Source organism: Streptomyces sp. NBC_01429 (genome assembly GCF_036231945.1).
Classification (GTDB): Bacteria; Actinomycetota; Actinomycetes; order Streptomycetales; family Streptomycetaceae; genus Streptomyces.
The window spans coordinates 7,100,490-7,121,183 of record NZ_CP109599.1 but is presented as its reverse complement, the minus strand read 5'-3'; the positions used below and the strand labels follow the sequence as shown (position 1 = coordinate 7,121,183).

At 73.3% G+C, this 20,694-nt stretch carries 20 protein-coding genes; 4 read left to right on the top strand and 16 right to left on the bottom strand.

Annotated elements, in window-relative coordinates; genetic code table 11:
• Positions 1-29 precede the first annotated feature (29 nt).
• Entirely contained in the window at positions 30-716 is a 687-nt protein-coding gene (locus OG627_RS31350; protein WP_329070889.1) for a DUF305 domain-containing protein, read from the top strand.
• A 73-nt stretch (positions 717-789) separates the two neighbouring features.
• Here OG627_RS31350 and OG627_RS31345 read toward each other — a convergent pair whose 3' ends face one another.
• The 13 genes from OG627_RS31345 to OG627_RS31285 all read right to left on the bottom strand — a co-directional run bounded on the left by OG627_RS31345 (position 790) and on the right by OG627_RS31285 (position 13,138).
• The gene (locus tag OG627_RS31345; RefSeq protein ID WP_329070887.1) at positions 790-1,545 is read right to left on the bottom strand and encodes a DUF6214 family protein; all 756 of its coding nucleotides are present in this window, start codon (positions 1,543-1,545) and stop codon (positions 790-792) included.
• A 91-nt stretch (positions 1,546-1,636) separates the two neighbouring features.
• The gene (locus OG627_RS31340; RefSeq protein ID WP_329070885.1) at positions 1,637-2,005 is read right to left on the bottom strand and encodes an ArsR/SmtB family transcription factor; all 369 of its coding nucleotides are present in this window, start codon (positions 2,003-2,005) and stop codon (positions 1,637-1,639) included.
• Between the two features lie 97 nt (positions 2,006-2,102).
• A complete protein-coding gene (locus OG627_RS31335; RefSeq protein WP_329070883.1) occupies positions 2,103-2,633 on the bottom strand; it encodes a RidA family protein in 531 nt (176 codons plus the stop codon).
• Positions 2,630-3,778, bottom strand: coding sequence for a M24 family metallopeptidase (locus OG627_RS31330; protein ID WP_329070881.1), 1,149 nt, complete (start codon positions 3,776-3,778; stop codon positions 2,630-2,632). The genes OG627_RS31335 and OG627_RS31330 overlap by 4 nt, the downstream gene beginning before the upstream one ends.
• Entirely contained in the window at positions 3,753-4,691 is a 939-nt protein-coding gene (locus tag OG627_RS31325) for a carbon-nitrogen hydrolase family protein (protein WP_329070878.1), read from the bottom strand. Before OG627_RS31325 ends, OG627_RS31330 begins: the two co-directional genes overlap by 26 nt.
• Positions 4,682-5,977, bottom strand: a complete 1,296-nt coding sequence (locus tag OG627_RS31320; protein ID WP_329070876.1) for a M20 family metallopeptidase — start codon at positions 5,975-5,977, stop codon at positions 4,682-4,684. Before OG627_RS31320 ends, OG627_RS31325 begins: the two co-directional genes overlap by 10 nt.
• Positions 5,974-7,197 carry a mandelate racemase/muconate lactonizing enzyme family protein gene (locus OG627_RS31315; protein WP_329070874.1) on the bottom strand — a complete coding sequence of 408 codons (1,224 nt, stop codon included), beginning with the start codon at positions 7,195-7,197 and terminating at the stop codon, positions 5,974-5,976. The genes OG627_RS31320 and OG627_RS31315 overlap by 4 nt, the downstream gene beginning before the upstream one ends.
• A complete protein-coding gene (locus OG627_RS31310) occupies positions 7,194-8,420 on the bottom strand; it encodes a pyridoxal phosphate-dependent aminotransferase (protein WP_329070872.1) in 1,227 nt (408 codons plus the stop codon). The genes OG627_RS31315 and OG627_RS31310 overlap by 4 nt, the downstream gene beginning before the upstream one ends.
• 98 nt (positions 8,421-8,518) lie before the next feature.
• Positions 8,519-9,250, bottom strand: a complete 732-nt coding sequence (locus OG627_RS31305; RefSeq protein WP_329070871.1) for a GntR family transcriptional regulator — start codon at positions 9,248-9,250, stop codon at positions 8,519-8,521.
• A 4-nt stretch (positions 9,251-9,254) separates the two neighbouring features.
• Positions 9,255-10,124, bottom strand: a complete 870-nt coding sequence (locus OG627_RS31300; RefSeq protein WP_329070869.1) for an amino acid ABC transporter ATP-binding protein — start codon at positions 10,122-10,124, stop codon at positions 9,255-9,257.
• Between the two features lie 41 nt (positions 10,125-10,165).
• Positions 10,166-10,879, bottom strand: coding sequence for an amino acid ABC transporter permease (locus tag OG627_RS31295; protein ID WP_329070867.1), 714 nt, complete (start codon positions 10,877-10,879; stop codon positions 10,166-10,168).
• Between the two features lies 1 nt (position 10,880).
• Positions 10,881-11,753, bottom strand: a complete 873-nt coding sequence (locus OG627_RS31290; RefSeq protein WP_329070866.1) for an ABC transporter substrate-binding protein — start codon at positions 11,751-11,753, stop codon at positions 10,881-10,883.
• A gap of 281 nt (positions 11,754-12,034) precedes the next feature.
• Positions 12,035-13,138 carry an NADH:flavin oxidoreductase/NADH oxidase gene (locus OG627_RS31285; RefSeq protein ID WP_329070864.1) on the bottom strand — a complete coding sequence of 368 codons (1,104 nt, stop codon included), beginning with the start codon at positions 13,136-13,138 and terminating at the stop codon, positions 12,035-12,037.
• Between the two features lie 187 nt (positions 13,139-13,325).
• Here OG627_RS31285 and OG627_RS31280 point away from each other — a divergent pair, with 187 nt between their 5' ends.
• From OG627_RS31280 to OG627_RS31270, 3 genes are all read left to right on the top strand, one after another.
• A complete protein-coding gene (locus OG627_RS31280) occupies positions 13,326-14,003 on the top strand; it encodes a uracil-DNA glycosylase (RefSeq protein WP_329070862.1) in 678 nt (225 codons plus the stop codon).
• 13 nt (positions 14,004-14,016) lie between these two features.
• The gene (locus OG627_RS31275) at positions 14,017-15,057 is read left to right on the top strand and encodes an N-acetylglucosamine kinase (RefSeq protein ID WP_329070860.1); all 1,041 of its coding nucleotides are present in this window, start codon (positions 14,017-14,019) and stop codon (positions 15,055-15,057) included.
• Positions 15,058-15,152: 95 nt separating this feature from the next.
• Complete coding sequence (locus OG627_RS31270; protein ID WP_329070857.1) at positions 15,153-16,073, top strand: sirohydrochlorin chelatase; 921 nt, start codon at positions 15,153-15,155, stop codon at positions 16,071-16,073.
• A gap of 144 nt (positions 16,074-16,217) precedes the next feature.
• Here OG627_RS31270 and OG627_RS31265 read toward each other — a convergent pair whose 3' ends face one another.
• The 3 genes from OG627_RS31265 to OG627_RS31255 all read right to left on the bottom strand — a co-directional run bounded on the left by OG627_RS31265 (position 16,218) and on the right by OG627_RS31255 (position 20,266).
• Entirely contained in the window at positions 16,218-17,267 is a 1,050-nt protein-coding gene (locus OG627_RS31265; RefSeq protein ID WP_329070855.1) for a lactonase family protein, read from the bottom strand.
• 83 nt (positions 17,268-17,350) lie between these two features.
• A complete protein-coding gene (locus OG627_RS31260; RefSeq protein WP_329070854.1) occupies positions 17,351-18,907 on the bottom strand; it encodes an FUSC family protein in 1,557 nt (518 codons plus the stop codon).
• 345 nt (positions 18,908-19,252) lie between these two features.
• On the bottom strand, positions 19,253-20,266 hold the full coding sequence (locus OG627_RS31255; protein WP_329070852.1) for an LAETG motif-containing sortase-dependent surface protein: 1,014 nt from the start codon (positions 20,264-20,266) through the stop codon (positions 19,253-19,255).
• Positions 20,267-20,694: the final 428 nt, after the last annotated feature.

Below are 20,694 nucleotides of genomic sequence, written 5' to 3'. Positions count from 1 at the left end.
TAGGAACATGACATGTTCCATCACCCCATATGCCGCAGGAGGTAGCCGTGTTGGTCCGTCGCCGCAGTCAGCGCATCCGCCGGTCCGTGTCCGCCGTGGCGGTGGCCGTCGCCGTACTCGCCCTGGGAGCCTGCGACTCGGGGGACGACGACGGCACCGACGCCGCGAAGGCCAGGGCGGGCCAGGGCCCCAGTGTGGTGGCGCCGGGCAAGCCGGGTGAGCCGGCGAGGACGCTCTCGGCCGAGGAGGCGGTGAAGGCCGCACCCGACAACACTCCCAACTCGGCCGACTTCCTGTACGCGCAGATGATGATCGTTCATCATGGCCAGGCGCTGAAGATGACCGAACTCGTCCCGGAGCGGGCGAAGTCGGACGCGGTGAAGCGGCTCGCGGCCCGGATCGCCGCGTCCCAGAAGCCCGAGATCGGCGCGATGCGGGGCTGGCTGGACAACAACGGCGGCGCGAAGAAGCAGCAGGGACATGACCATGGCCCGATGCCGGGGATGGCCACCGAGCCCCAGCTCAAGCAGTTGCGGACGGCCAGGGGCGCGGCCTTCGACGAGCTGTTCCTCAAGCTGATGATCACTCATCACCAGGGCGCGGTCACCATGGCCACGGACGCGGTCTCGGACGGCAAGAACATCCAGGTCGCGGACATGGCGAAGGACGTCATCTCCCAGCAGAGCATCGAGATCAACCGGATGCGCTCGATGTGAACGGGGCGACGTGAACGCGTCGCGGCCGCGCGTTCCGGTTGAGCGGCGTTCCGGTTGAGCGCGTTCCTAGCCGTCAGCGCCGATGGTGACGGGGCGTCAGGTGACCTTCGTCGCGGGCGCCCGCGATCAGCTTGAGCGCCTTGCGGCGGCTGAATCCGGTGGCGGCCATCACCGCGAGCACCGGGTCCTGACCGGCGCGCTGGGCGACGCGGTAGACCTCGGCGACGCCGCGCCGGGCGGCGCTGCCGCGCGGCAGGGACGGGGCGGCCCGGTGCCGGCCGGACTCGGGGGCGGGCATCGACTCCGGCTCCGGCTCCACCGCCCCGGGCTCGGACTCGGGTTCGGGCCCGGACTCGACCTCGGCCTCGACCTCGGCCTCGGATTCGAGTTCGGGTTCGGGTTCGGGTTCGGCGGCGTGTACGGGCGCGGGGGCGGGATACTGCTCGGTACCGGTGGCCACCTCGTCACCGGCGGCGGCGACAACGGCGGTCTCGGGTACGGGCGGCCGGTGCGGGCCGGCGACGATCTGGCAGGCGTTCTGGAGCGGCGCCTCGATCGCCTCGGCGAGCGCGGCGAAGCCCTCCAGGGCGAGCGGCGGATCGGCCTGCGCGTCCTCGATGGCGATATGGCCGTCGCGCACCACCGCGAGCACGTCGATCCGGGCGCCGTCAGCGAAGGTCAGCCGGACATCGACCCAGGGCGGCAGGATCTCGCGCCGCGCGGCGTCGTCCCTGGGGTCACCGGCGCCGGTGACGGTGCCGTGCCCCTGCACCTCCCATGCGGGCCACTCGCACGCGTCACGCTCATGTGGTTCCTGGGCGGAAATCAATTTATGTTCCGACACATTCACCACTTAATCAGGCAATCCGCCCTTATTGTCATGGCGCGCACGCACATGATCCGTACGGCACTCTGTCGGCTCATCGCACCGGTACGGCCGTGGCATCCGGAAGCCGGGCGTCCTGGGCCGCCGCCGCGCCCAGGACGCTGTCCAGCAGCCCGGGGAAGAGGGCGTCCAGATCCTCGACGCGCAGCCCGCTCATCTTGGCCGTCCCCCGGTAGACCTGCCGGATCACACCGCTCTCGCGCAACACCCTGAAGTGGTACGTGGTGGTGGACTTGGAGACCGGCAGCGCGAAGTGCGAGCAGGACAGCTCGCTGTCCGCGCGGGCGAGGTCCCGGACGATACGCAGGCGCAGCGGGTCGGAGAGCGCGTTCAGCACACCTTCGAGGCGGATCTCCGCGCACGAGGGGTGAGCGAGTTCGCGGGTGCTGGTCGCGACGGTCACGGCGGCTCCACTTCGTCGAGGTGACCCATGGTACGACGTCCTTCGTAATGAGAAGCATTTCGTACGATGAGGCGGCCGGGGCCTCCGTCCCCGTCGCTTACGGCGCCTCCGTCACTTCCGCCGGTTCCGCCGGTTCCGCCACTTCCGCCGTGGACAGTACGAGCGTCACCTCCACCGGCGCCCCCGACGGCAGCGCGGCCACCCCGACCGCCGTACGGGCGGGCGGCGGGCCGTCCAGCAGGGAACGCACCCGCGCGCTCGCTCCGTCGGCGACCCGGCTGTGCTCGGTGAAGCCGGGTACGACGGCGAGGTGGACCGTCATCGAGACGGCGGAGTCCAGGCGCAGCCCGGCCTCCCGCGCCGCCTCCCGTGCCGCCTCGACCGCGCGCCCGGCCGCGAGCGCGGCCAGCGGGGCCGCGTCCGCGACGGACAGACCGGCCCCGAGGACGCCCGCCGCGATGACGCCGCCGCCCGCGCGCGGGGTCATCCCCGCGGTGAAGACCAGCCCGCCCGCGATCCGCGCGGCGGCGTAGTCCCCCGCCGGGACGGGCGCGTCGGGCACCGGGCCGCCGGACGCCGGCTCGGCTCGCTCCGTACCGCCCACCGCACCGCTCGCCGCGCCACTCACAGCAGCGGTCCCGTGTCGCAGGAGGTGAGGACCTCGTGGCCGCTCTCGGTGATCAGGACGGTCGCCGACAGACCGATCCCCGCGCTGTCCCGCACCCGCAGCGTGGGCACCACATGGACCACCATGCCGGGCTCGAAGAGGCGCTGCTCGTTCTCCCCCAGGGAGAGCAGGTGTCCCTCGCCCCAGTCCGGGGCGAAGGCGATCCCGACCGAGTAGCCGCTGCGCTTGCGGTAGGTGTGGGCCAGGCCCGCGTCGGCGATGGCCGCCTTGCAGGCCGCGTGTGCCGCCGCCGGGGAACCGCCCGGGACGACATGGTCCAGGGCCGCGTCCCTGGCCGCCGCGCAGGCCGTGGCCATGGCGGCGGGCTCACCGGAGAGCGGGCCGGTCCATACGGTGTGCATGAGGGGCGCGTTGTACCGGCCGACGGTCGCGGACATCTCCAGGAGTACGGGTTCGTTCGGGCGGATGACCCGGTCCGTCCAGCTCGCGTGGATGGTCCCGGCGCGCGGCCCCGAGGCGACGAACGGCTCCATGCCGAAGTACTCGGAGCCGGAGGCGATGAGCCCGCCGAACGCGGCGGCGGCCACCGTACGCTCCGAGGCGCCGGGAACGGCCGCAGCCGCTGCCGCCGCCATGCCCGCGTTGGTGGACCGGGCGGCCGCCCTGATCCGCTCGATCTCCAGCGGCGACTTGACGAGCCGGGCGGCGGCCAGCACGCCGTCGATGTGGGTGACCCGCGCGCCGGCCGTGTCCAGCAGGGCGGTCAGCTTGAGGAACGGCTCCGGCGGCAGGAACCAGGAGCGGGCCTCCATCCCCACGGCGCGGGCGCCGGGCGCCACCCGGGCGAGGAGTTCGGCGGTGGCCAGGATCGGGTCGGAGCTGTCCGGATAGCCGGTGATCCGCTCGAAGTACGTGGTCTCGGCGGCGTTGACCGTCTCGGTCTCGCGCATCAGCAGCGCGGCCTCGCCGTCGGCCGTGACGATCAGGCACTGGTAGGTGTAGTAGCCCGGGGTGGCGTGCCCGGAGAGGTAACAGACGTTCTCCGGCGTGTGGACGATGACGGCGTCCAGCTCCTGGGTCTTGAGCGTGGCGCGCAGCGCGGCCAGGCGCCGCGCGTACTCAGCGGCGGGAAAGACGGGCGGCATGGGGTGCTCCTGAGGTGTCGTCGGGGGAATCGGATCGCTCGGGACGGACAGCTCCCCCGGGCAGGGAGATCCGGGTGAGCGGGGGCGCCGGGGCGGGCCCGAGCAGGTCGGTACGGAGATCGGTCAGGTACGGCAGCTCCTGCCGTACGGTGGCGGTCGCGGCGGCCGACACGGTCACGACGCGCAGGTCGCTCCGGCCGTCCGCGCAGGCGGTGATCGGGTGGCCGTCGGGGCTCCAGGCGCCGCTGCGGCCGAAGTAGCGCTCTCCCGCGATGTCGCCGACCGCGTTGACGACCAGGGTGGAGACGGTGTTCTCCACGGCGCGCGCCGGGTGGTAGACGCCGTAGCGGTACTCGGTGGGGCCGTGGGCGAAGGCGGAGGAGAACAGGACGGCGTGGGCCCCGGCGCGGGCGTAGGCGCGGGTCAGCTCCGGGAAGCCGGCGTCGTAACAGATGCCGAGGCCGAGGGAGATCCCGCCGTCCTCGATCATGACGAGCCCGGTCCCGGGGTCGAAGGCGTCGCGCTCGCCCTGCCACAGGTGCGCCTTGGCGTAGTGGCCGCGCGCCCTGCCGTACGGGTCGATGACGAGGACGGCGTTGCCCGGCCGTCCCCGGGCGGCGACCGCCGCTCCGAGGAGCACCCAGACGCCGTGCTCGGCCGCCGCCCCCGCGAGGGGGGCCAGCGGGGAGCCGGGCGGTGGCTCCGTACCGGCCGGGGGCTCGGCCAGGGACCAGCCGTCGGGGTCGGCGCTGATCGAGTCGGGGTCGTATCCGCAGGCGAACAGCTCGGGCAGGGCCAGGACGCGCGCGCCGCGCGCGGCCGCGACGGCCACCAGCCGGGTCGCCGTGGCGAGGTTGGCCGCGAGGTCGCCGGGGACGCTCTCCGCCTGGCCGAGCGCGATCGTCAGCTCCATGCGGGGCTCTCCGGGTCCGCCGAGAGCGCCTCGGTGAGGATCGCCCGGTAGAGGCCGACGGAGTCGCGCAGTTCGTCGACGACGATGTGCTCGTCGACCGCGTGCATCACCTCCAGGCGCCCGGGACCGCAGACCAGCGCCGGGACGCCGGCCGCCCTGAAGTGCGTCATGTCGCAGTTGACGGTGAGTCCGCCGAGCGAGTCGTCGGCGCCGGCCGCAGCGAGCGCCCGGCGGCACAGCCCCACGAACGGATGGTCCCCGGGGGTCTCCGAGGGGCCGCCGGTGCTGGGCGCGCAGGCGACCACGGAGGCGCTCGCGCCTTCCCCCGCCGCGTTGAACCGGTCGAGGACCTCCCCGACGGCCGCCACCACTGACTCCTGGGTCTCCCCCGGCAGCAGCCGCCGGTCCAGGGTGATCCGGCAGCGCTCGGGGACGGCGTTGGGCGCCTCGCCTCCCTCGATGAGTACGGGGGTGCAGGTGGGCGCGCCGAGCAGCGGGTGGCCGTGGTCAGTGAGCGAGGCGCTGTACTCCTCCAGCAGGGCGATGACGCGCGCGGCGGCCGTCACCGCGTTCACGCCCTGTCCCGGGGTGGCGGCGTGTGCCGCGACGCCGACGACCTCGATCACCGGACGGACCGAGCCCTTGTGGGCGGTCAGCAGCCGCATTCCGGTGGGTTCGCCGACGACGACCGCGTCGGGCAGCCTGCCCTCGCGGGCCAGCAGCGGTACGAGATGACGGGCGCCCATCGAGTCGCCCTCCTCCTGCGACACGGCGGAGAAGACGATCTCGCCGCGGGCCGGGGCCGTGGCGTCGCCGGCGTCCGCCGCGCGGGCCAGCTCGATCGCGGCGCACGCCATGGCGGCCAGCGGTCCCTTGGCGTCGGCGGTGCCCCGGCCGTACAGCCGTCCGTCGCGCAGGGTGGGCAGGAACGGCGGGCTGGTCCAGCCGCCGCCCGCCGGGACGACGTCCAGATGCGAGTTGAGCATGATCACGGGGCCGCCCGCGCCGAACCCGCGGCGCGCGGTGAGGTTGACGCGTCCGGGTGCCAGCCGCTCGGTCTCCACCTCGAAGCCGGCGGCGGCGAGCGGCTCGGCGAGCAGCGCGGCGGTGGTCTCCTCCTCGCCGGTCGGGGTGGTGGAGTCGCACGCGACCATGGCGGTGAGCAGGGCCAGTACGTCGGGGGTGCCGGTGGTCCGGCCGGACGCGGACCCGAGGGGGGTCGGAGTCGGGGCCGAGGTCCGGGCGGTCGTGCCGGTCGGTCCGGTCGTTTCGGGGGCAGTGGTCATGGTGAGAACGTCCTTGCTCGGTCGGGGGGTTGTACGGGCGCCGCCGTCGGCAGGGGCGTGCGCGTGCCCACCGGGGTCAGCCGCGCGGGGTCCACCGAGACCCGGACGCCGAGTCCGGGGGCGTCGGGCAGGCGGACGGCACCGTCACGCAGGTCGATTCCCTCGGTGACGTCGTGCGCGAGGTTGGCGCAGCCCCACAGTTCGGCCACCGCGACCCCGAGCCCGGCCGCCAGCTGGGCGGTGGTCGCGCAGCCGAGGCGTCCGCAGTCCATCTGGCCGAGCCCGACGTCGAGCCCTCGGGAGCGAGCGGCGTCGATCGCGGCGGCCAGGGCGGCGACGGTGCCCGCCTTCTCCAGCTTCAGATGGACTCCGTCGGCGGCGCCCGCGTCGGCGACGGCGTGCACCGAGGCCGCGTCGCGGACCGACTCGTCGGCCCACACCGGCACGCGCGAGGCCGCGCGCACGGCGGCCAGCGCCGCCAGATCGCCCGGCGCGACGGGCTGTTCGAGCCAGGCGACGCCGCTGTCCGCGAGCCACCGCGTGGCGGCGATCGCGGTGTCGGGGGTCCAGCCGCCGTTGGCGTCGGCGGCGAGTGCGACCGTACCGCCGCCCGCGATCCGGTCGACGGCCGTGCGTACGGCGGCGATCCGGGCCCGGTCCAGGCCGGGGTCGCCGCCGACGCGCACCTTGACCCGGCGGAATCCGGCCCGTGCGGCGGCGGTGGCCAGCTCGGCCGCCTCTGGCGGAGTGCCGAAGCCGATCGGCGCGTGGGTGGGCAGCGGCCCGGGGGGCGCCGCGGCCGACGGGTCGAGCGTCGCCCACAGTGGCAGGCCCAGGGAGCGGGCCGAGGCGTCGCGCCAGGCGATGTCCAGCAGCGCGGCGGCCGGTGGGCAGTGGGCGGCCAGGGCGTCCGCGAGGGCGTCGGGAACGGCCCACGCCGGATCGCTGGCGGGGGGCAGTGCGGCCAGGGCGGCGGCGATGTCACCGGCGGTGTGATGGGTGGCGTACGCGCCGTTGCCCCGGGTCTCGGCCCAGCCGGTGTGTCCGTCGGCGAGCCGGACCCGGAGGAAGACCTCCGTCAACTCCGCTGTGTCGACGGTGGTGTGACGGAGTCTCAGTCGCAAGGGCAGACCGATCACCCCGTACCGCGCCTCGACCACGACCGACGGTGTCACGGGGGCGGCGGGTGACACCGCGCGCGGGCCCCGGCCGGCCGTCATGCCGGGTCCAGCGAGCCCACGACCTCGATGATCCGGTCGAGGGCGGTGTCCCAGGCGGTCTCGTCCTGCGCGAAGCACAGCCGCATCCGGCCGGTGCCCGCGAGTCCGAACTGGTAGCCGGGGTTGACGATCACACCGGCGTGTTCCTTGAGGGCGAGTGCCACGGCCTGGTCGCTGGCTCCGGTCAGCACCTCGGGGAAGAGGTAGGCGGTGCCGTAGGCGGCGTTGACGCGCATGACCGAGGACGCGTTGATCTTCTTCACGGTGGTGTCGCGCAGGGCCTGGTACTCCACGAGCCGCCGGTCGAGGAAGTCGACGTCGTCGGCGATCCAGCGCGCCAGCAGGTGCTGGGCGTACGAGGGAGCCCGCAGCGCCGTGCAGGACTGCACGTCCTCCATCGCGTCGACCAGCGCCGTGGGCGCGACGGCGACACCGAGCCGGTAGCCGGACAGCGACTCGGTCTTGGAGGGGCCGAGCAGGGTGACCGTACGTTCGGCCATGCCGTCGAAGGCGGCGAGGTGGTGGAACTTCTCGCCCTCGTACACGAGTCGGCAGTACAGCTCGTCGGCGATGACGGTGAAGTCGTGGCGGCGGGCGGCGTCGGCGATCGCCTCGACCGTCTCCTCGCCGTAGATGGCGCCGGTGGGGTTGTTGGGGTGCGAGAAGACCATCAGGCGGGGGCCCTCGGCGGCGGCGTCCTCCAGCGCCTGGAGGTCCAGGGTGGGGCGGGTGCGGGCGCCGCCGGTGGACTCGTCCGGCCAGATCATCGGGATACGCCGGACCCGGGCGCCGAAGTAGCGCAGCATCCGCTCGGTGGAGAGGTAGTCGGGGTCGGGCAGCAGGACGAGGTCCCCGGGCGAGAGGATCGCGGCGAGCGCGGTGAACAGCGCGCCCTGGGTGCCGGGGGTGAGGATGACGTCCGCGGGCCCGGTGGCGGGGATGCCGAGGTGGGTGGAGACGTTGTGGGCGACGGCCTCGCGCACGGCGCGGTCGCCCCGGTAGGGGGTGTACGTCATGCCGTCGCCGCCGGCGGCCGCGTTGAAGGTGGGCAGCGCCCACTCGGGGGCCGGGAAGCGGTGGGTGTCGGCGTAGGTGGCGTCGAGAAGGCGGTCGGGGCCTGGGCCGTTCTCCAGCTCGCGTTCGGCCTCGCGTACGGACATCCCCAGCCGGGCGGTGTGTTCGGGCAGGGACAGGCGCTCGATGGCCCCGGGCAGATGGATCACGATCGGGTTCCTCACTGTGTCTGGTACGTCGGGTGTGGTGGCGGGCGGGGTGACGGGCGGTGCGGGGCGGGACCGGACCGGCCCCACCCGCCCGCACGTCAGACGGCGGGGTCGGCCAGGCGCGCGGGCTGGCCGACGATGGAGCCGGTCAGCAGCGTCAGCCCGCCCAGTACGTGGGTCCGGGTCAGCGCGGCGGACTGTTCGGCGTCCCCGCTCAGCAGGGCGTCGAGGATGGCGGTGTGTTCGTCCACCGAGATCTGGGCCCGTTGGGAGTCCGCCAGATAGAGAGCGAGATAGCGGTCGCTCTTGGCCCGCAGTTGATTGAGCGCGGCCAGGGTGGCGGGCATGGCCGCCATCGCGTAGACGGCGTCGTGGAACTGCCGGTCCAGCATGCGCACTTGGGCGGCGTCGCCGAGCGAGACGGCGATGCGCTGGCGCTCCAGCAGTAAGCCGAAGTCGGCTGCCTGGAAGTCACGTTCGTCCGCGTCCGCCTGAGCGGCCGCCGCCGCGAGCACCCCTTCCAGTGCCGCCCGGCCGTTGTAGATGTCCCGGGCGTCCGCCACCGAGACCTCGGCGACGATGGACTTCTGGTGCGGGCGGTCCACCACCAGGCTCTCGGCGGCCAGCCGGGACAGGGCGTCGCGCAACGGGCCCCGGCTGATGCCGAGTTCATTGGCCAGGGCCTCCTGGCTGAGCTGTTCCCCCGGGGCCAGCGCCCCGGTCAGGATGCGCTCGCGGAGCTGCTGGTAGGCCCAGTCCTGTTTGCGCAGGCTCCAGGGGGCGGTCGGGCGGGCGGCGGAGAGACGGCGTGGCGGAGGTGGCGTCGTCATGGTCCTACTCTCCGAGGATCTGCTCGAAGAAGGAGCGGGTCCGCTCGTGCCGGGCCGCCGTGAACAGGGTTTCCGACGGGCCGTCCTCCACGATCCGGCCGTCGGCCATGAACACCACCCGGTCCGCGCTCCTTCGGGCGAACCCCATCTCGTGCGTGACGACGACGATGGTCATCCCGCTGTCGGCGAGGTCGCGCATGACGGCGAGCACCTCGCGGGTGAACTCCGGGTCGAGCGCCGAGGTGGGCTCGTCGAAGAGCATCAGTTCGGGGTGCATGGCCAGGGCGCGGGCGATGGCCACCCGTTGCTGCTGGCCGCCGGAGAGTTCGTACGGATAGTGGTCGCGGCGCTCGGCGAGCCCCACCCGCTCCAGGAGTTCATGGGCCTCCTGGAGCGCCTTGGCGCGGGAGATCCCCCGTACCCGGACGGGCGCCAGCGCCACGTTCTGCGCGGCGGTGAGGTGCGGGAAGAGGTTGAACTGCTGGAAGACCATGCCGATCCGGCCGCCGACCGAGCGCGGTTTGGATCCGGCCTTCGAGAGCAGCTCGCCCTGGAAACCCACACTGCCGGTCTCCAGCGGTTCGAGCCCGGCCAGACAGCGCAGCATGGTGGACTTGCCGGCTCCCGAGGGGCCGAGGACGGCGACGGTCTGGCCGGCCGGGATCGTCAGGTTCACCTCGCTGACCACGGCGGTGCCGTGGTAGCTGCGGCCGAGGTTCTCGGCGACGAGGACGGTGCGCGCCCTGGCGGAGGCGGGCGCCGCGGGGGTGGTGGAGTGCGTGGTGGTCGTGGTGTGCGTGGTGGTGGTGTGCGTGCCGGCCGTGGCGGCGTGCACACCGGATTCCGCCGTGGCTTCTGGCCTGGCGTCGCTCATGGCCGCTCCCTTTCCGGTTCCGGTGGCGGGCCGCGCGGAACTCATCGGGCCGCCGGGTCGACGGCCGCCGTCGTGCGGACGGGGTCCTTGGTACGCCGGGCGGCGGCGCGCCGGTTGACGTCGAGACGTCGCTCCACCTGCCGCAGGGCGAGGGTGAACACCGTGGTCAGGACGAGGTAGTGGACGGCTGCCGCGCCGAGCGATCCGACGTAGTCGAAGTCGGCGGCGGCCTGGCGCTGTGCGGTGAGCATCAGGTCCTGGACACTGACCACGGAGGCCAGTGCGGAGGTCTTGAGCATTCCGATGAACTGGTTGCCGGTGGGCGGCAGGATCAGCCGGGTCGCCTGCGGGAGCACCACCCAGCGCAGGATGCCCGCCTCGGACAGCCCGAGCATCCGGGCCGCCGTGCGCTGGCCCCGGTCCACCCCGAGCAGGCCGCCCCGGACGATCTCCGCCATGTAGGCGACCTCGTTGAGGCTCAGGGCGATGACCGCGCAGGTGAACGGGGACAGGCTCAGCCCCCACAGCGGCAGCACGTTGAAGACGAAGATGAGCTGGAGCAGGACGGGCGTGCCCCGGAAGAACCAGATGTACGCGTCGGCGAGCCAGCGCACGGGAGCGAACCGCACGCCCTTGGCCAGCGCGAGCAGCACACCGCCCACGACGCCCAGCGCCATCGACAGGACCGTGAGGACGAAGGTCAGCAGCGACGCGGTCAGGAAGTCGGTGGAGACCGCCTTGTGCAGGAACTCCATGCTACGAACCGCTCGACGAGGTGGAGGAGGACGAGGCCGGGGCGGAGGGCTTGGCCGACGACGCTCCCGAGGAGGCGAAGTAGTCGGAATCCTTGGGCAGTTTGTACTTGGCCAGCAGCTCCGCGTAGCCACCGGACTTGACGAACCGGTTCAGTGCCGCGGTGATGGCGGTTTTGGTCGACGTGTCGCCCTTGCGTACCGCGATCCCGATCTTCGTCTCGTTCTTGAAGGTCGCCGCGAGGGTGAACTTGTCCTTGGTGGCGGCGAGCGTGGCCGCCGCGCCGGGAGTGGAGGTGTCGAAGGCGTCCGCGCGGCCCGACTGGACCGCGAGCATCGCGTCCTGGTTGTTCGGCAGCGACATGATCTTCATCTCCGCGCGGCCCTGCTTCTTCAGCTCCTTGTTGTACGCGGTCATGTACGTCTCGCCGATGGCGCCCCGGGTGACGGCGACGGTGCGCCCGGAGAGGTCCTCGGGGACCCTGGATATCTTCTTGGGGTTCCCCTTGGGGGTCAGCAGGGTCTCCCCGATGACCATGTACGGAACGAAGTCGACCTGCTTCTCGCGCTCGGGCGTGATGTACATGGCCGAGTTGATGACGTCGGTCCGCTTTCCCGACAGCGCCGGGATGAGCCCGTCGAAGTCGATGTCGAGCGCCTTGGGCTTCAGCCCCATGGACGCGGACAGCGCCGCGATCATGTCGATGTCGAAGCCCTGGGGCTGCCCGCCCGTGCCCTGGGACTCGAAGGGCGGGAAGCTCGCCGCCGTGCCGTAGGTCAGAGTGCCGGACGAGGCGAGGTTCTTCGGCGGCGAGACGTCGGCGGCGCCGGCCGGCGCCGCCGTGTTGGAACCACCGCAGGCGGACACCGCGGCCATCAGGACAACGGCGGTGCACACTGCGGCCGTTCGCGTGTTTGTTGCTCTCACCGGACTGCTCCCTACTGGCGTTCTCCCTGTTCAGGAGGTTCTGTAAACAGTTGCCAGTCACTGTGTCCGGGAGGAATGTCCGCGCAGTTGCTGCTCTGTTAAACCGGAGTTCCCGGTTCGGCCGGAATCCGGCCCGGCCGGAAACACACCGGACACACACCCCGGACACACCGGTGGCCCCGGCGAGGTGTTCACCTCGCCGGGGCCACCGGGTCGCGGAAGCGGGCGGTTCAGACCGCCCGGTGGTACTGGAGCGGGCCCGCCACGTCGGCGGACAGCTCGCGCGCCGCGCGCCGGGCGAAGTACGGGTCGCGCAGCAGCTCGCGCCCGATCAGCACGGCGTCCGCCCGGCCGCCCGCGACGATCTCCTCCGCCTGCCGGGGCTCGGTGATCAGGCCGACCGCGCCGACGGGCATGCCGGTCTCCTTCTTGACCCGCTCGGCGAAGCCCACCTGGAAGCCGGGGGACGGCACGATCCTGGCGTCCGGGGCGCTGCCGCCGGTGGAGGTGTCCAGCAGGTCCACCCCGTGCGCGGTCAGGTCCGCCGCGAACCGGACGGTGTCCTCGGCCGTCCAGCCCTCGCGCTCGTCGTCCTCGTTCTCCGAGAGCCAGTCGGTGGCGGAGATGCGGAAGAAGACCGGCAGCTCCCGCGGCCACACCTCGCGTACGGCGTCCACGACGCGCAGCGCGAACCGGGTGCGGTTCTCGTAGGAGCCGCCGTACTCGTCGGTGCGCCGGTTGCTGTGGGGCGAGAGGAACTGGTTGATCAGATAGCCGTGGGCGCCGTGGACCTCGACCACCTCGAACCCGGCCTCCAGCGCCCGGCGGGCGGTGGCGGCGAACTGCTCGACGATCTCGTCGATCCGTGCCACCGACAGCTCCTCCGGCACGGTCGAGGCGGGCCCGAAGGGGATCGCGCTGGGCGCCACGGGCGTCCAGCCGTACTGCTCGCCGGGCGGGATCGCCGCACCGCGGTCCACCCAGGTCCGCTCGGTGGACGCCTTTCGGCCCGCGTGGGCGATCTGGATGCCGGGCACGGTGCCCTGGCTCTTGAGGAAGGCGGTGATGCGCCGGAACCCCTCGGTCTGCCGGTCGTTCCAGAGCCCCAGGTCCCACGGGCTGATCCGCCCCTCGGGGCTCACCGCGGTGGCCTCGGCGAGGATCAGCCCCGCCCCACCGGCGGCGCGGGCGGCCAGGTGCTGGAAGTGCCAGTCGTTGGGCACGCCCTCCTCGACGCCTTCCGGGGCGGCCGTGTACTGACACATCGGCGCCATCCAGAGACGGTTCGGGATGGTCAGCGACCTCAGTGTGTACGGCTCGAACAGGGCGCTCACGGGTGCTCCGTTTCCTGTGCTGCGAAGGGACACTCCTGCTAATGACTCGGCTAGTACGATATATTCCGTACTACGAAGCCTGTCAAATAAAGAGCCCCGTCAAGGACGGCACCCTCTCCGGCGCCGGGCACCGCACTCCGGGACCTTCGCGGGGTGTGCGGTCCGTAGGTCAGTAGAGTGATGTCCCGTGACAGCGAGACCGTTGAGTGAAGTTGTTGAGCCCGGCTGGGCGCAGGCGTTGGGTCCTGTCGCCGGACGCATCGCCGAGATGGGGGACTTCCTGCGTGCGGAGGTCGCGGCGGGCCGCACCTATCTGCCCGCCGGAGCGAACGTTCTACGCGCTTTCCAGCAACCCTTCGACGAGGTAAGGGTCTTGATCGTGGGTCAGGATCCCTACCCGACCCCCGGGCACGCGGTGGGGCTGAGTTTCTCGGTGGCGCCGGAGGTGCGACCGCTGCCGGGCAGCCTGGAGAACATCTTCCGGGAGCTGAACTCGGACCTGGGACTGCCGCGCCCCTCGAACGGCGACCTGACGCCGTGGACGCGGCAGGGCGTGCTGCTGTTGAACAGGGCCCTGACGACGGCCCCCCGCAAGCCCGCCGCGCACCGGGGCAAGGGCTGGGAGGAAGTGACCGAGCAGGCCATCCGGGCCCTGGCCGGCCGGGGCAAGCCGCTGGTCTCGATCCTGTGGGGGCGCGACGCCCGCAACGCCCGTCCGCTGCTCGGCGACCACCCCGCGATCGAGTCCGCGCACCCCTCCCCCATGTCCGCCGACCGCGGCTTCTTCGGCTCACGCCCCTTCAGCCGGGCCAACGACCTGCTGATCGGCCAGGGAGCCCAGCCGGTCGACTGGCGGCTGCCGTGAGCGGATCCCCGGCATGAGCTGGGTGCTGGGCGTGGACTCGGGCGGCTCCGGGGTGCGGTTCGCCCTCGGCTCGACCGCTTCCGGCGCCGCGGGCCGTACGGGGGACGCACCCGGCCCCGGCGGTGTCACCACCGTCGCCACCACCACCTCGGCGGAGCCGGTGCGCACCGGCCCCTCCGGCCTCGACCCCGCGCAGTTGCTGGCGCGGCTGCTGCCCGCCGTGGACACCCTGCTGGCGCGGGCCGGCGCGGACGGCGCGCGGGGCGCGGACGGGCCGGTCGCACTCGACGCGGTCGCGATCGGCGCGGCCGGGATGGCGACGCTCGGTGACGGACTGCGGGCCGAGCTGCCCGGGGCGCTGGAGCGCGCCCTCGGTGTGCGCCGTCTCGCGCTCGCCGCCGATGCCGTCACCGCGTACGCGGGAGCGATCGGGCAGCGCCCGGGAGTTGTGGTCGCGGCCGGTACGGGAATGATCGCCCTCGGTACGGACCTGACCGGCTGGCGTCGCGCCGACGGCTGGGGCCATCTGCTCGGCGACTGCGGGGGCGGCGCCTGGATCGGCCGGGCCGGACTCGAAGCGGCGATGCGCGCGTACGACGGGCGGGCGGGTGGCTCACCCGCACTGCTGTCCAGGATGGAAGCGGTTTTCGGGCCCGCGCCCGCGCTGCCGGGGCTGCTGTATCCGCGTACCGACCGGCCCGCCGTGCTCGCCTCGTTCGCGCCGGAGGTGGCCGCCGTCGCGGCGGACGACCCGGTGTCGGCGGAGATCCTCGCGTCGGCCGCGGGCCGGATCGCGGAGTCGGCGGCCGCGGCCTGCCCGCCGTCGGGTCCGTGTGAAGTCGCCCTCACCGGTGGTCTGTTCAAACTCGGCGAACCACTCCTCGGCCCCCTGCGGGCGGAGCTGGCCGACCGGCTGCCGCACGCCACGACGGTACCCGCCACGACCGGTCCGCTGGGCGGGGCGCTTCTCGTCGCGGCGGCGCTGGCGACGGACTCGCTGGTGCTGCCACGCGATCCCGGACTGCTCAACGTACCGGCAGAACAGGACAGATGAGGGGAAAATTACCTAACGGATAAATAAGGACAGATGGTTCGCGACCGGCCCCTCCCCGAACAGCCACACCCACAAAACCAGTAGCATTCGACGCCATGAGCACCCCCACTGGGCCCGCATCCGGCCTGCCTGTACGAATGCCGCGCCCCCGCCAGTCGGGGCGCCACCGCCGTCCCGAACCGGTGGCGGCCCCCGAAGGGGCGCCCGCGCTGGTTCTCGCCGTCCCCGGCACCCCTTCGGCCGCCGTGCGCGGGCTGGCCGAAGAGGTCGTCAGCATCGCCCGCTCCGAGCTGCCGGGGCTCGACGCCGCCATCGGTTTCCTGGAGGGCGACGACGAGGAGTACCCGACGCTGCTGTCGGTCCTGACCGGGACCGTCGCGCTGCGCACCGAGCGTTACGAGCTGGCGCGGGCCGCCGGTCGCGAGGTCGCCGAGCCCGAGGGCCCGGCCGCCGTCGTCGTACCGCTGCTGGCGGGGCCCGACAGCACACTGATCACGCGGATAGGCGAGGCCGTCGCGGAGAGCGGCGCGACGGTTGAACTGACCGATGTCCTCGGTCCGCACCCGCTGCTGGCCGAAGGACTGCACGTACGCCTGTCGGAGGCCGGTCTCGCCCGCGCCGACCGCGCCAGGCTGTTCACGGTCGCCACGGCGGCCGACGGGATCATCCTGGCCACGGTGGGCGGCACGGAGTCCGTGCAGACCGCCGGGATCACCGGGATGCTGCTGGCCGCGCGGCTGGCCGTGCCGGTGATGGCGGCCGCGCTCGACGAGGACGGCTCGGTCGCCGCCATCGCCGAGCAGCTGCGCGAGGCCGGTTCGACACAGCTCGCGCTCGCCCCGTATCTGGTCGGCCCTGAGCTGCCCGAGGGCCTGCTCGACGCCGCGCTCAAGGAGGCGGACTGCGCCGCCGCCGAGCCGCTGGGCGCCTACCCGGCGATCGGCAAGCTGGTGCTGTCGAAGTACGCGTCGGCGCTGGGCATCAGCACACAGCCGCAGGGGGCTCCGGCGCACTGAACGGCCGCCGGGACAGGCGGCGACCAGTGGGAAAGGGCCCGCACCGGAAGCACTCCGGAGCGGGCCCTTCCGGTTGCCCGGGTCGGCGCGTGTCGCCGCCCGTGCGCCCGTACCAGGCCCGTACAGGGCCCGGAGCAGGCCCGGTCAGTCGAAGATCACACAGGAGACGGCCGGGGCCTCCAGGGAGCCCGCACGGGCCGGGACGCCCGTCTCCCGGTCGACGTCGAACCAGGTCACGTCGCCGGACCGCTCGTTCGCCGCGTAGAGGCGGCGGCCCGTCGGGTCCAGCGCCAGGTCGCGCGGCCAGCGGCCGCCGCAGTCCACCGCGGTGACCGGCTCCGGCTTCTCGTACGTCGCGTCCAGCGCGATGACGGCGATGCTGTCGTGGCCCCGGACAGCCGCCCAGACGAACCGGCCGTCCCGTGACACGACCACCGCCGAGGGGAAGCTCTCCCCCGTGACCCCGTCGGGCAGGACGGGCGTCTCACCGACCGGTTCGAGCACTCCCGTCGTGGCGTCCCAGCGGCAGACGGTGAGGATCGGTTCCAGCTCGCCCAGCACGTAGACGTGTCCGCCGCCGGGGTGGAAGGCGAGGTGGCGCGGCCCGGTGCCGGGGCGCAGCGAGGTCTCCCCGTGCGGTGTCGGCTCCCCGTCGGCGGAGAGGGCGAGGATCCGTACGGAGTCGGTGCCGAGGTCGGTGCACAGGGCCCAGCGTCCGCCGGGAGCGGCCACGACCTGGTGCGCGCGGGGCGTGAGCGGGCGGTCGCCGGGCGGGCCGCCGCCCTCGTGCCGGAACACGGCGACGGGTTCGCGCAGAGCGCCATCGGCGGCGACCGGCAGGACCGAGACGCTGCCCGAACCGTAGTTGGCGGTCAGCAGCCGGCCGCCGACGAGCGCGAGGTGTGTGGGACCGGCGCCGCTTACCGGCACGGGCGCGCCCATCAGCCGGGGCGCCGCAGGGCCTTGAGGCCGTACGTCCAGAGCCGCCGCCGCGCCGTCCTCGCGCTCGGAGACCGCGTACAGCACGGACCCGTCCGGGGACAGCGCGAGATACGAGGGGTCGGCGACGGCGTCGGTGGCCGCGCGCTCGGTCAGCGCGCCGGTCCCCGGATCCACGTCGGCGGCGATGACGCCGCGCCCTCCCGCCGATGTGAACGACCCGATGAAGGCACGCCCGCCGTTCCCGCCGATCACCCTGTGTCCCCTTCCGTCCGACCTCGACCGTCCGACCTCGACGTCCTGTCCGCCCGGCGACGTTAGCAGGTGGGTCCCGGGGGTCAGACGGGCGCGAGGGGAGCGCGCGGCGCGGTGCGCAGCGGCGCGGAGAGTTCGGCCAACGCCCGTTCGAGGCCGTGCAGATGGGCGAGCGCGCCCTCGGCGCCGGGGTGGCGGGACGGCGCGGCAGGCGCCTCGGCGGTCCGGCCCGAGGGCTCGGCTCCGAGGGGCGCCAGGGCGTGTACGGCGTGCTCCACAGCGTCCTCGACCCGGCGGCAGGCGGCGGTCAGTTCCGCGTCGAGCACGGCGTCGGGACCGGCGGTCCCGGCGGCTCGGGCGGCTCCGGCGGCCAGGGCGGCGAATCCGTGTGCCTCGCGGGCGCAGTCGTCGAGCAGGGCGAGGACACGCCGGGCGCGGGCCTTGCGGGCGCGCAGCGGGCTGAGCGGGTGGACCAGCGGGGCGAGCGACATCCGTACCTTCCCGAGCAGCGCCTCCAGCTCCGCCGCCGGCGGGCTCGGGTCGGCCCCTTCGTCCCCGGCGAGCCGGCGGGCGGCCGTGGTGGTGCAGGTGTGGACGCAGGTCAGCGCGCGGCCGATCCACGCGTTGGTCGCCGCGTGGGTGGTGACCGGCAGGACCAGGGTGACGGCGAGGGCGACGCCGAGGGCGCCCGCCGCGGTCTCCTCGAACCGCAGCAGGAGGAGTCCCGGGTGCAGCACGCCCAGCAGGCCGTAGAGCAGGCCCGCCATGACCGTCACGAAGAACATCATCCAGGAGTAGGAGACGGCGGCGGTGTAGAAGATCCCGAAGACGCAAGCGGCGACCAGCGCGGCGGTGGGCGCGAGCGCGCCGTCCACCGGTACCGCGACGAGCAGTCCGGCCGCGATGCCGACGACCGTACCGACGACCCGGCGGAAGCCGCGCACCAGCGTCTCGCCGCGCGAGGCGGTGTTGACGAAGATCCACCAGGCGGTGCCGACCGCCCAGTACCAGCGGTCCTCGGAGAGTGCCTGTCCGATCGCGAGCGCGACGGCGCAGGCGGCGGTCGCCTGGAGCGCCTGGCGGGTGGTGGTACGTGCCAGCCCCCGGCCCGGGTCCGGTGGCGCGGGCACGACGGGCGGCGGCAGCCGGCGCTCGTAGCACCAGAGGCCGAACCGGACGGCCGAGGAGACGATCAGGGAGAGCGTCATGGCGCCGAACAGCTCGGGGAGCCGGTCCGGGCGGGTGTGCAGGAACTGCGTCATGAAGAACGCCATGAACGCGAAGATCCCCAGGGCGTGACCGCGCGGCCCCCAGCGACGGGCGTACACCCCGGCGCACACGACGGCGAGGAAGGCCGCGTCCCGGAGCCGCGGGTGATCGTGGAGGGTGGCCGCCAGCGCCAGTACGGGAAAGCCGGCGACGGGCAGCAGCGCGGTGGTGAGGGCCTGGCCCCGCACGGTGGGGTCCGTGACGGTGAAGAGCGCGAGCAGCGCGGCGAGGCCGCAGGCGATGACCGCCGTGAGCGAGTACCCGGCCGCGCCGGAGACCGCCACGGCCGCGCCGATGCCCAGCACGGCACGGGCCGAGGCGCGCAGCCGCAGCCGCCCCGGGTCCGGAGCCACGAACGCCGTCTTCAACACCGCTTTCTCCCCTGTCGCTCGGTGGGGCGCCGCCGTACTCGTACGCGGCGGGGCGCCAGGACACGCAGAAGGCGCCGCGGGACTCCGCAGCGCCATCGATACCGACATCAGAGCATCTTCATGATCTATGGCTCAAGTGATGCCCGATCTACTGGACCATTGGCACAACATTCGGTGGGATGGCTCGGCCACGAAGGCACCAATGGACCAGCGGGGAAGCCGGAGGGAGGCGGAGGCGGAAACAGCCGCGGCCCCGGGTGTCCGGTGCGCTCGGAGTGAGACGCACCGGACACCCGGGGCCGACGGGGCCGATCTGGCCGATGGGAAACCGGCGGGGCCGCTGGATCAGCTGCCCGTGGCGGCCTTACGACGACGGGTCATGATCACGACCGCGCCACCAGCGGCCAGCAGGGCGGCAGCGCCTGCGGCGATCGGGACGACGTTGCCGCCACCGGTCTCCGCCAGGTCGCCCTCGGCGCCACCGTTACCGCCGGTGGACGCCTGGCTCGGCTCGTTGGCGGGGGTGGAGGCCGCCGAGGTCGGCTCGGAGGCGCTCGGGGTGGGCGAGCCCGTGGAGGGAGTCTCGCCGGTCTCCGAGGCGGACGGGGCCGGCGTGTCCGACGTGGCGGGCTCGGACGGCGTGCCGGTGGGAGGCGTCGACTCGGCCGGCGGCTCCTCGGGCGTGGACTCGCTCGCGGACGGCTCGGGCTCGACCGGGGGGATCTCCTGCGCGGTGCAGTCCTTCGTGCCGCCGTTCCAGGCCGCGATCAGCTTGTCCTTGATGACCGGGCGGCTGGGCCCGACCGGCAGGTCCCCGTGTTCGAAGCCGTCGTTCGCGTCCTTGAGGCCGTCGTACTTGACCTTGCCCCGGTAGAGGTCGACCTGCGCGAAGCAGGTGACGTCGGGGAAGGCCACGTCGAGCGTGTCCTGACCGCCGTGCTTGATCTCGACACTGTCGAAGTCGTGGAAGACCTGCTCGCCGGAGGTGTTCCAGGTGGGGCCGTGGGTACGGTACGAGGCCAGCGACACCGTGCACTTCGCGGCGTCGGACGCGGTGCGGACCTTGACGTGGACCTTGCCGTCGTCGGCGGCCTTGAGGTTGATGTCGTCGACCTTGATCTGGGAGTACCAGTCACGGCCGTCCAGGGAGAACTCGCACTTGTCGGTCGTGGTGACCGGTGTGACCGGAGTGCCGGCGCCCTTGCCGGGCTTGTAGCCTCCGTGGTTCCCCTTGTCCCAGCCCTTGCCGCCGGGGCAGTCGGTGGCCCACGCGGAGCCCGCCGCCGCGGTGGTGAAGGCCAGGGCGGCGGCGCCGATCCCGAGCAGGCGCAACGCCGTGACACGTCTCGATATGGCCATGTGTATCCCATCTTGTGCTGCGCGTGACCCGGCCCAGGACATCGTGGTTTCGCGCGATTCGCACCACGCGACGCCGCCCGCCGCACGCTGGAGCGGGGCAGGCCGGAGCAGGGCCGGGCTGAAGTGGTTTGGTCGCACACCGGGCAGTGGGGCCCTCGGTGGCATCACGCATGCTGCTGGGGGCACCATCTCCGTGTCAACTGGCCGCGGCGGCCGGAATATGACGTTCCGCCGGGCCGGACAAATCCTCCGCATGAGGGTGTGTCACGCGTAACGCGGGCCGTACCGACATCACCGGCTATGCCGGATCCCGCCGACCGCCGCCACACTCCCCCCGGTCCCGGCGCTCCCGCTCGCGCCTGCCCGCTCACCCTTCCCCCGCTCCGCTCACCCTCTGCGGAAGTCAGCGCCCGGCCGCGCGATCGACG

Bases quoted from the DNA above. Each gene is read 5' to 3' on its own strand.
- OG627_RS31350 (WP_329070889.1), top strand. From the start codon at position 30: ATGCCGCAGGAGGTAGCCGTGTTGGTCCGTCGCCGCAGTCAGCGCATC.
- OG627_RS31330 (WP_329070881.1), bottom strand. From the start codon at position 3,778: ATGCCGCCCGTCTTTCCCGCCGCTGAGTACGCGCGGCGCCTGGCCGCG.
- OG627_RS31325 (WP_329070878.1), bottom strand. From the start codon at position 4,691: ATGGAGCTGACGATCGCGCTCGGCCAGGCGGAGAGCGTCCCCGGCGAC.
- OG627_RS31320 (WP_329070876.1), bottom strand. From the start codon at position 5,977: ATGACCACTGCCCCCGAAACGACCGGACCGACCGGCACGACCGCCCGG.
- OG627_RS31315 (WP_329070874.1), bottom strand. From the start codon at position 7,197: ATGACGGCCGGCCGGGGCCCGCGCGCGGTGTCACCCGCCGCCCCCGTG.
- OG627_RS31305 (WP_329070871.1), bottom strand. From the start codon at position 9,250: ATGACGACGCCACCTCCGCCACGCCGTCTCTCCGCCGCCCGCCCGACC.
- OG627_RS31300 (WP_329070869.1), bottom strand. From the start codon at position 10,124: ATGAGCGACGCCAGGCCAGAAGCCACGGCGGAATCCGGTGTGCACGCC.
- OG627_RS31295 (WP_329070867.1), bottom strand. From the start codon at position 10,879: ATGGAGTTCCTGCACAAGGCGGTCTCCACCGACTTCCTGACCGCGTCG.
- OG627_RS31290 (WP_329070866.1), bottom strand. From the start codon at position 11,753: ATGGCCGCGGTGTCCGCCTGCGGTGGTTCCAACACGGCGGCGCCGGCC.
- OG627_RS31275 (WP_329070860.1), top strand. From the start codon at position 14,017: ATGAGCTGGGTGCTGGGCGTGGACTCGGGCGGCTCCGGGGTGCGGTTC.
- OG627_RS31270 (WP_329070857.1), top strand. From the start codon at position 15,153: ATGAGCACCCCCACTGGGCCCGCATCCGGCCTGCCTGTACGAATGCCG.
- OG627_RS31255 (WP_329070852.1), bottom strand. From the start codon at position 20,266: ATGGCCATATCGAGACGTGTCACGGCGTTGCGCCTGCTCGGGATCGGC.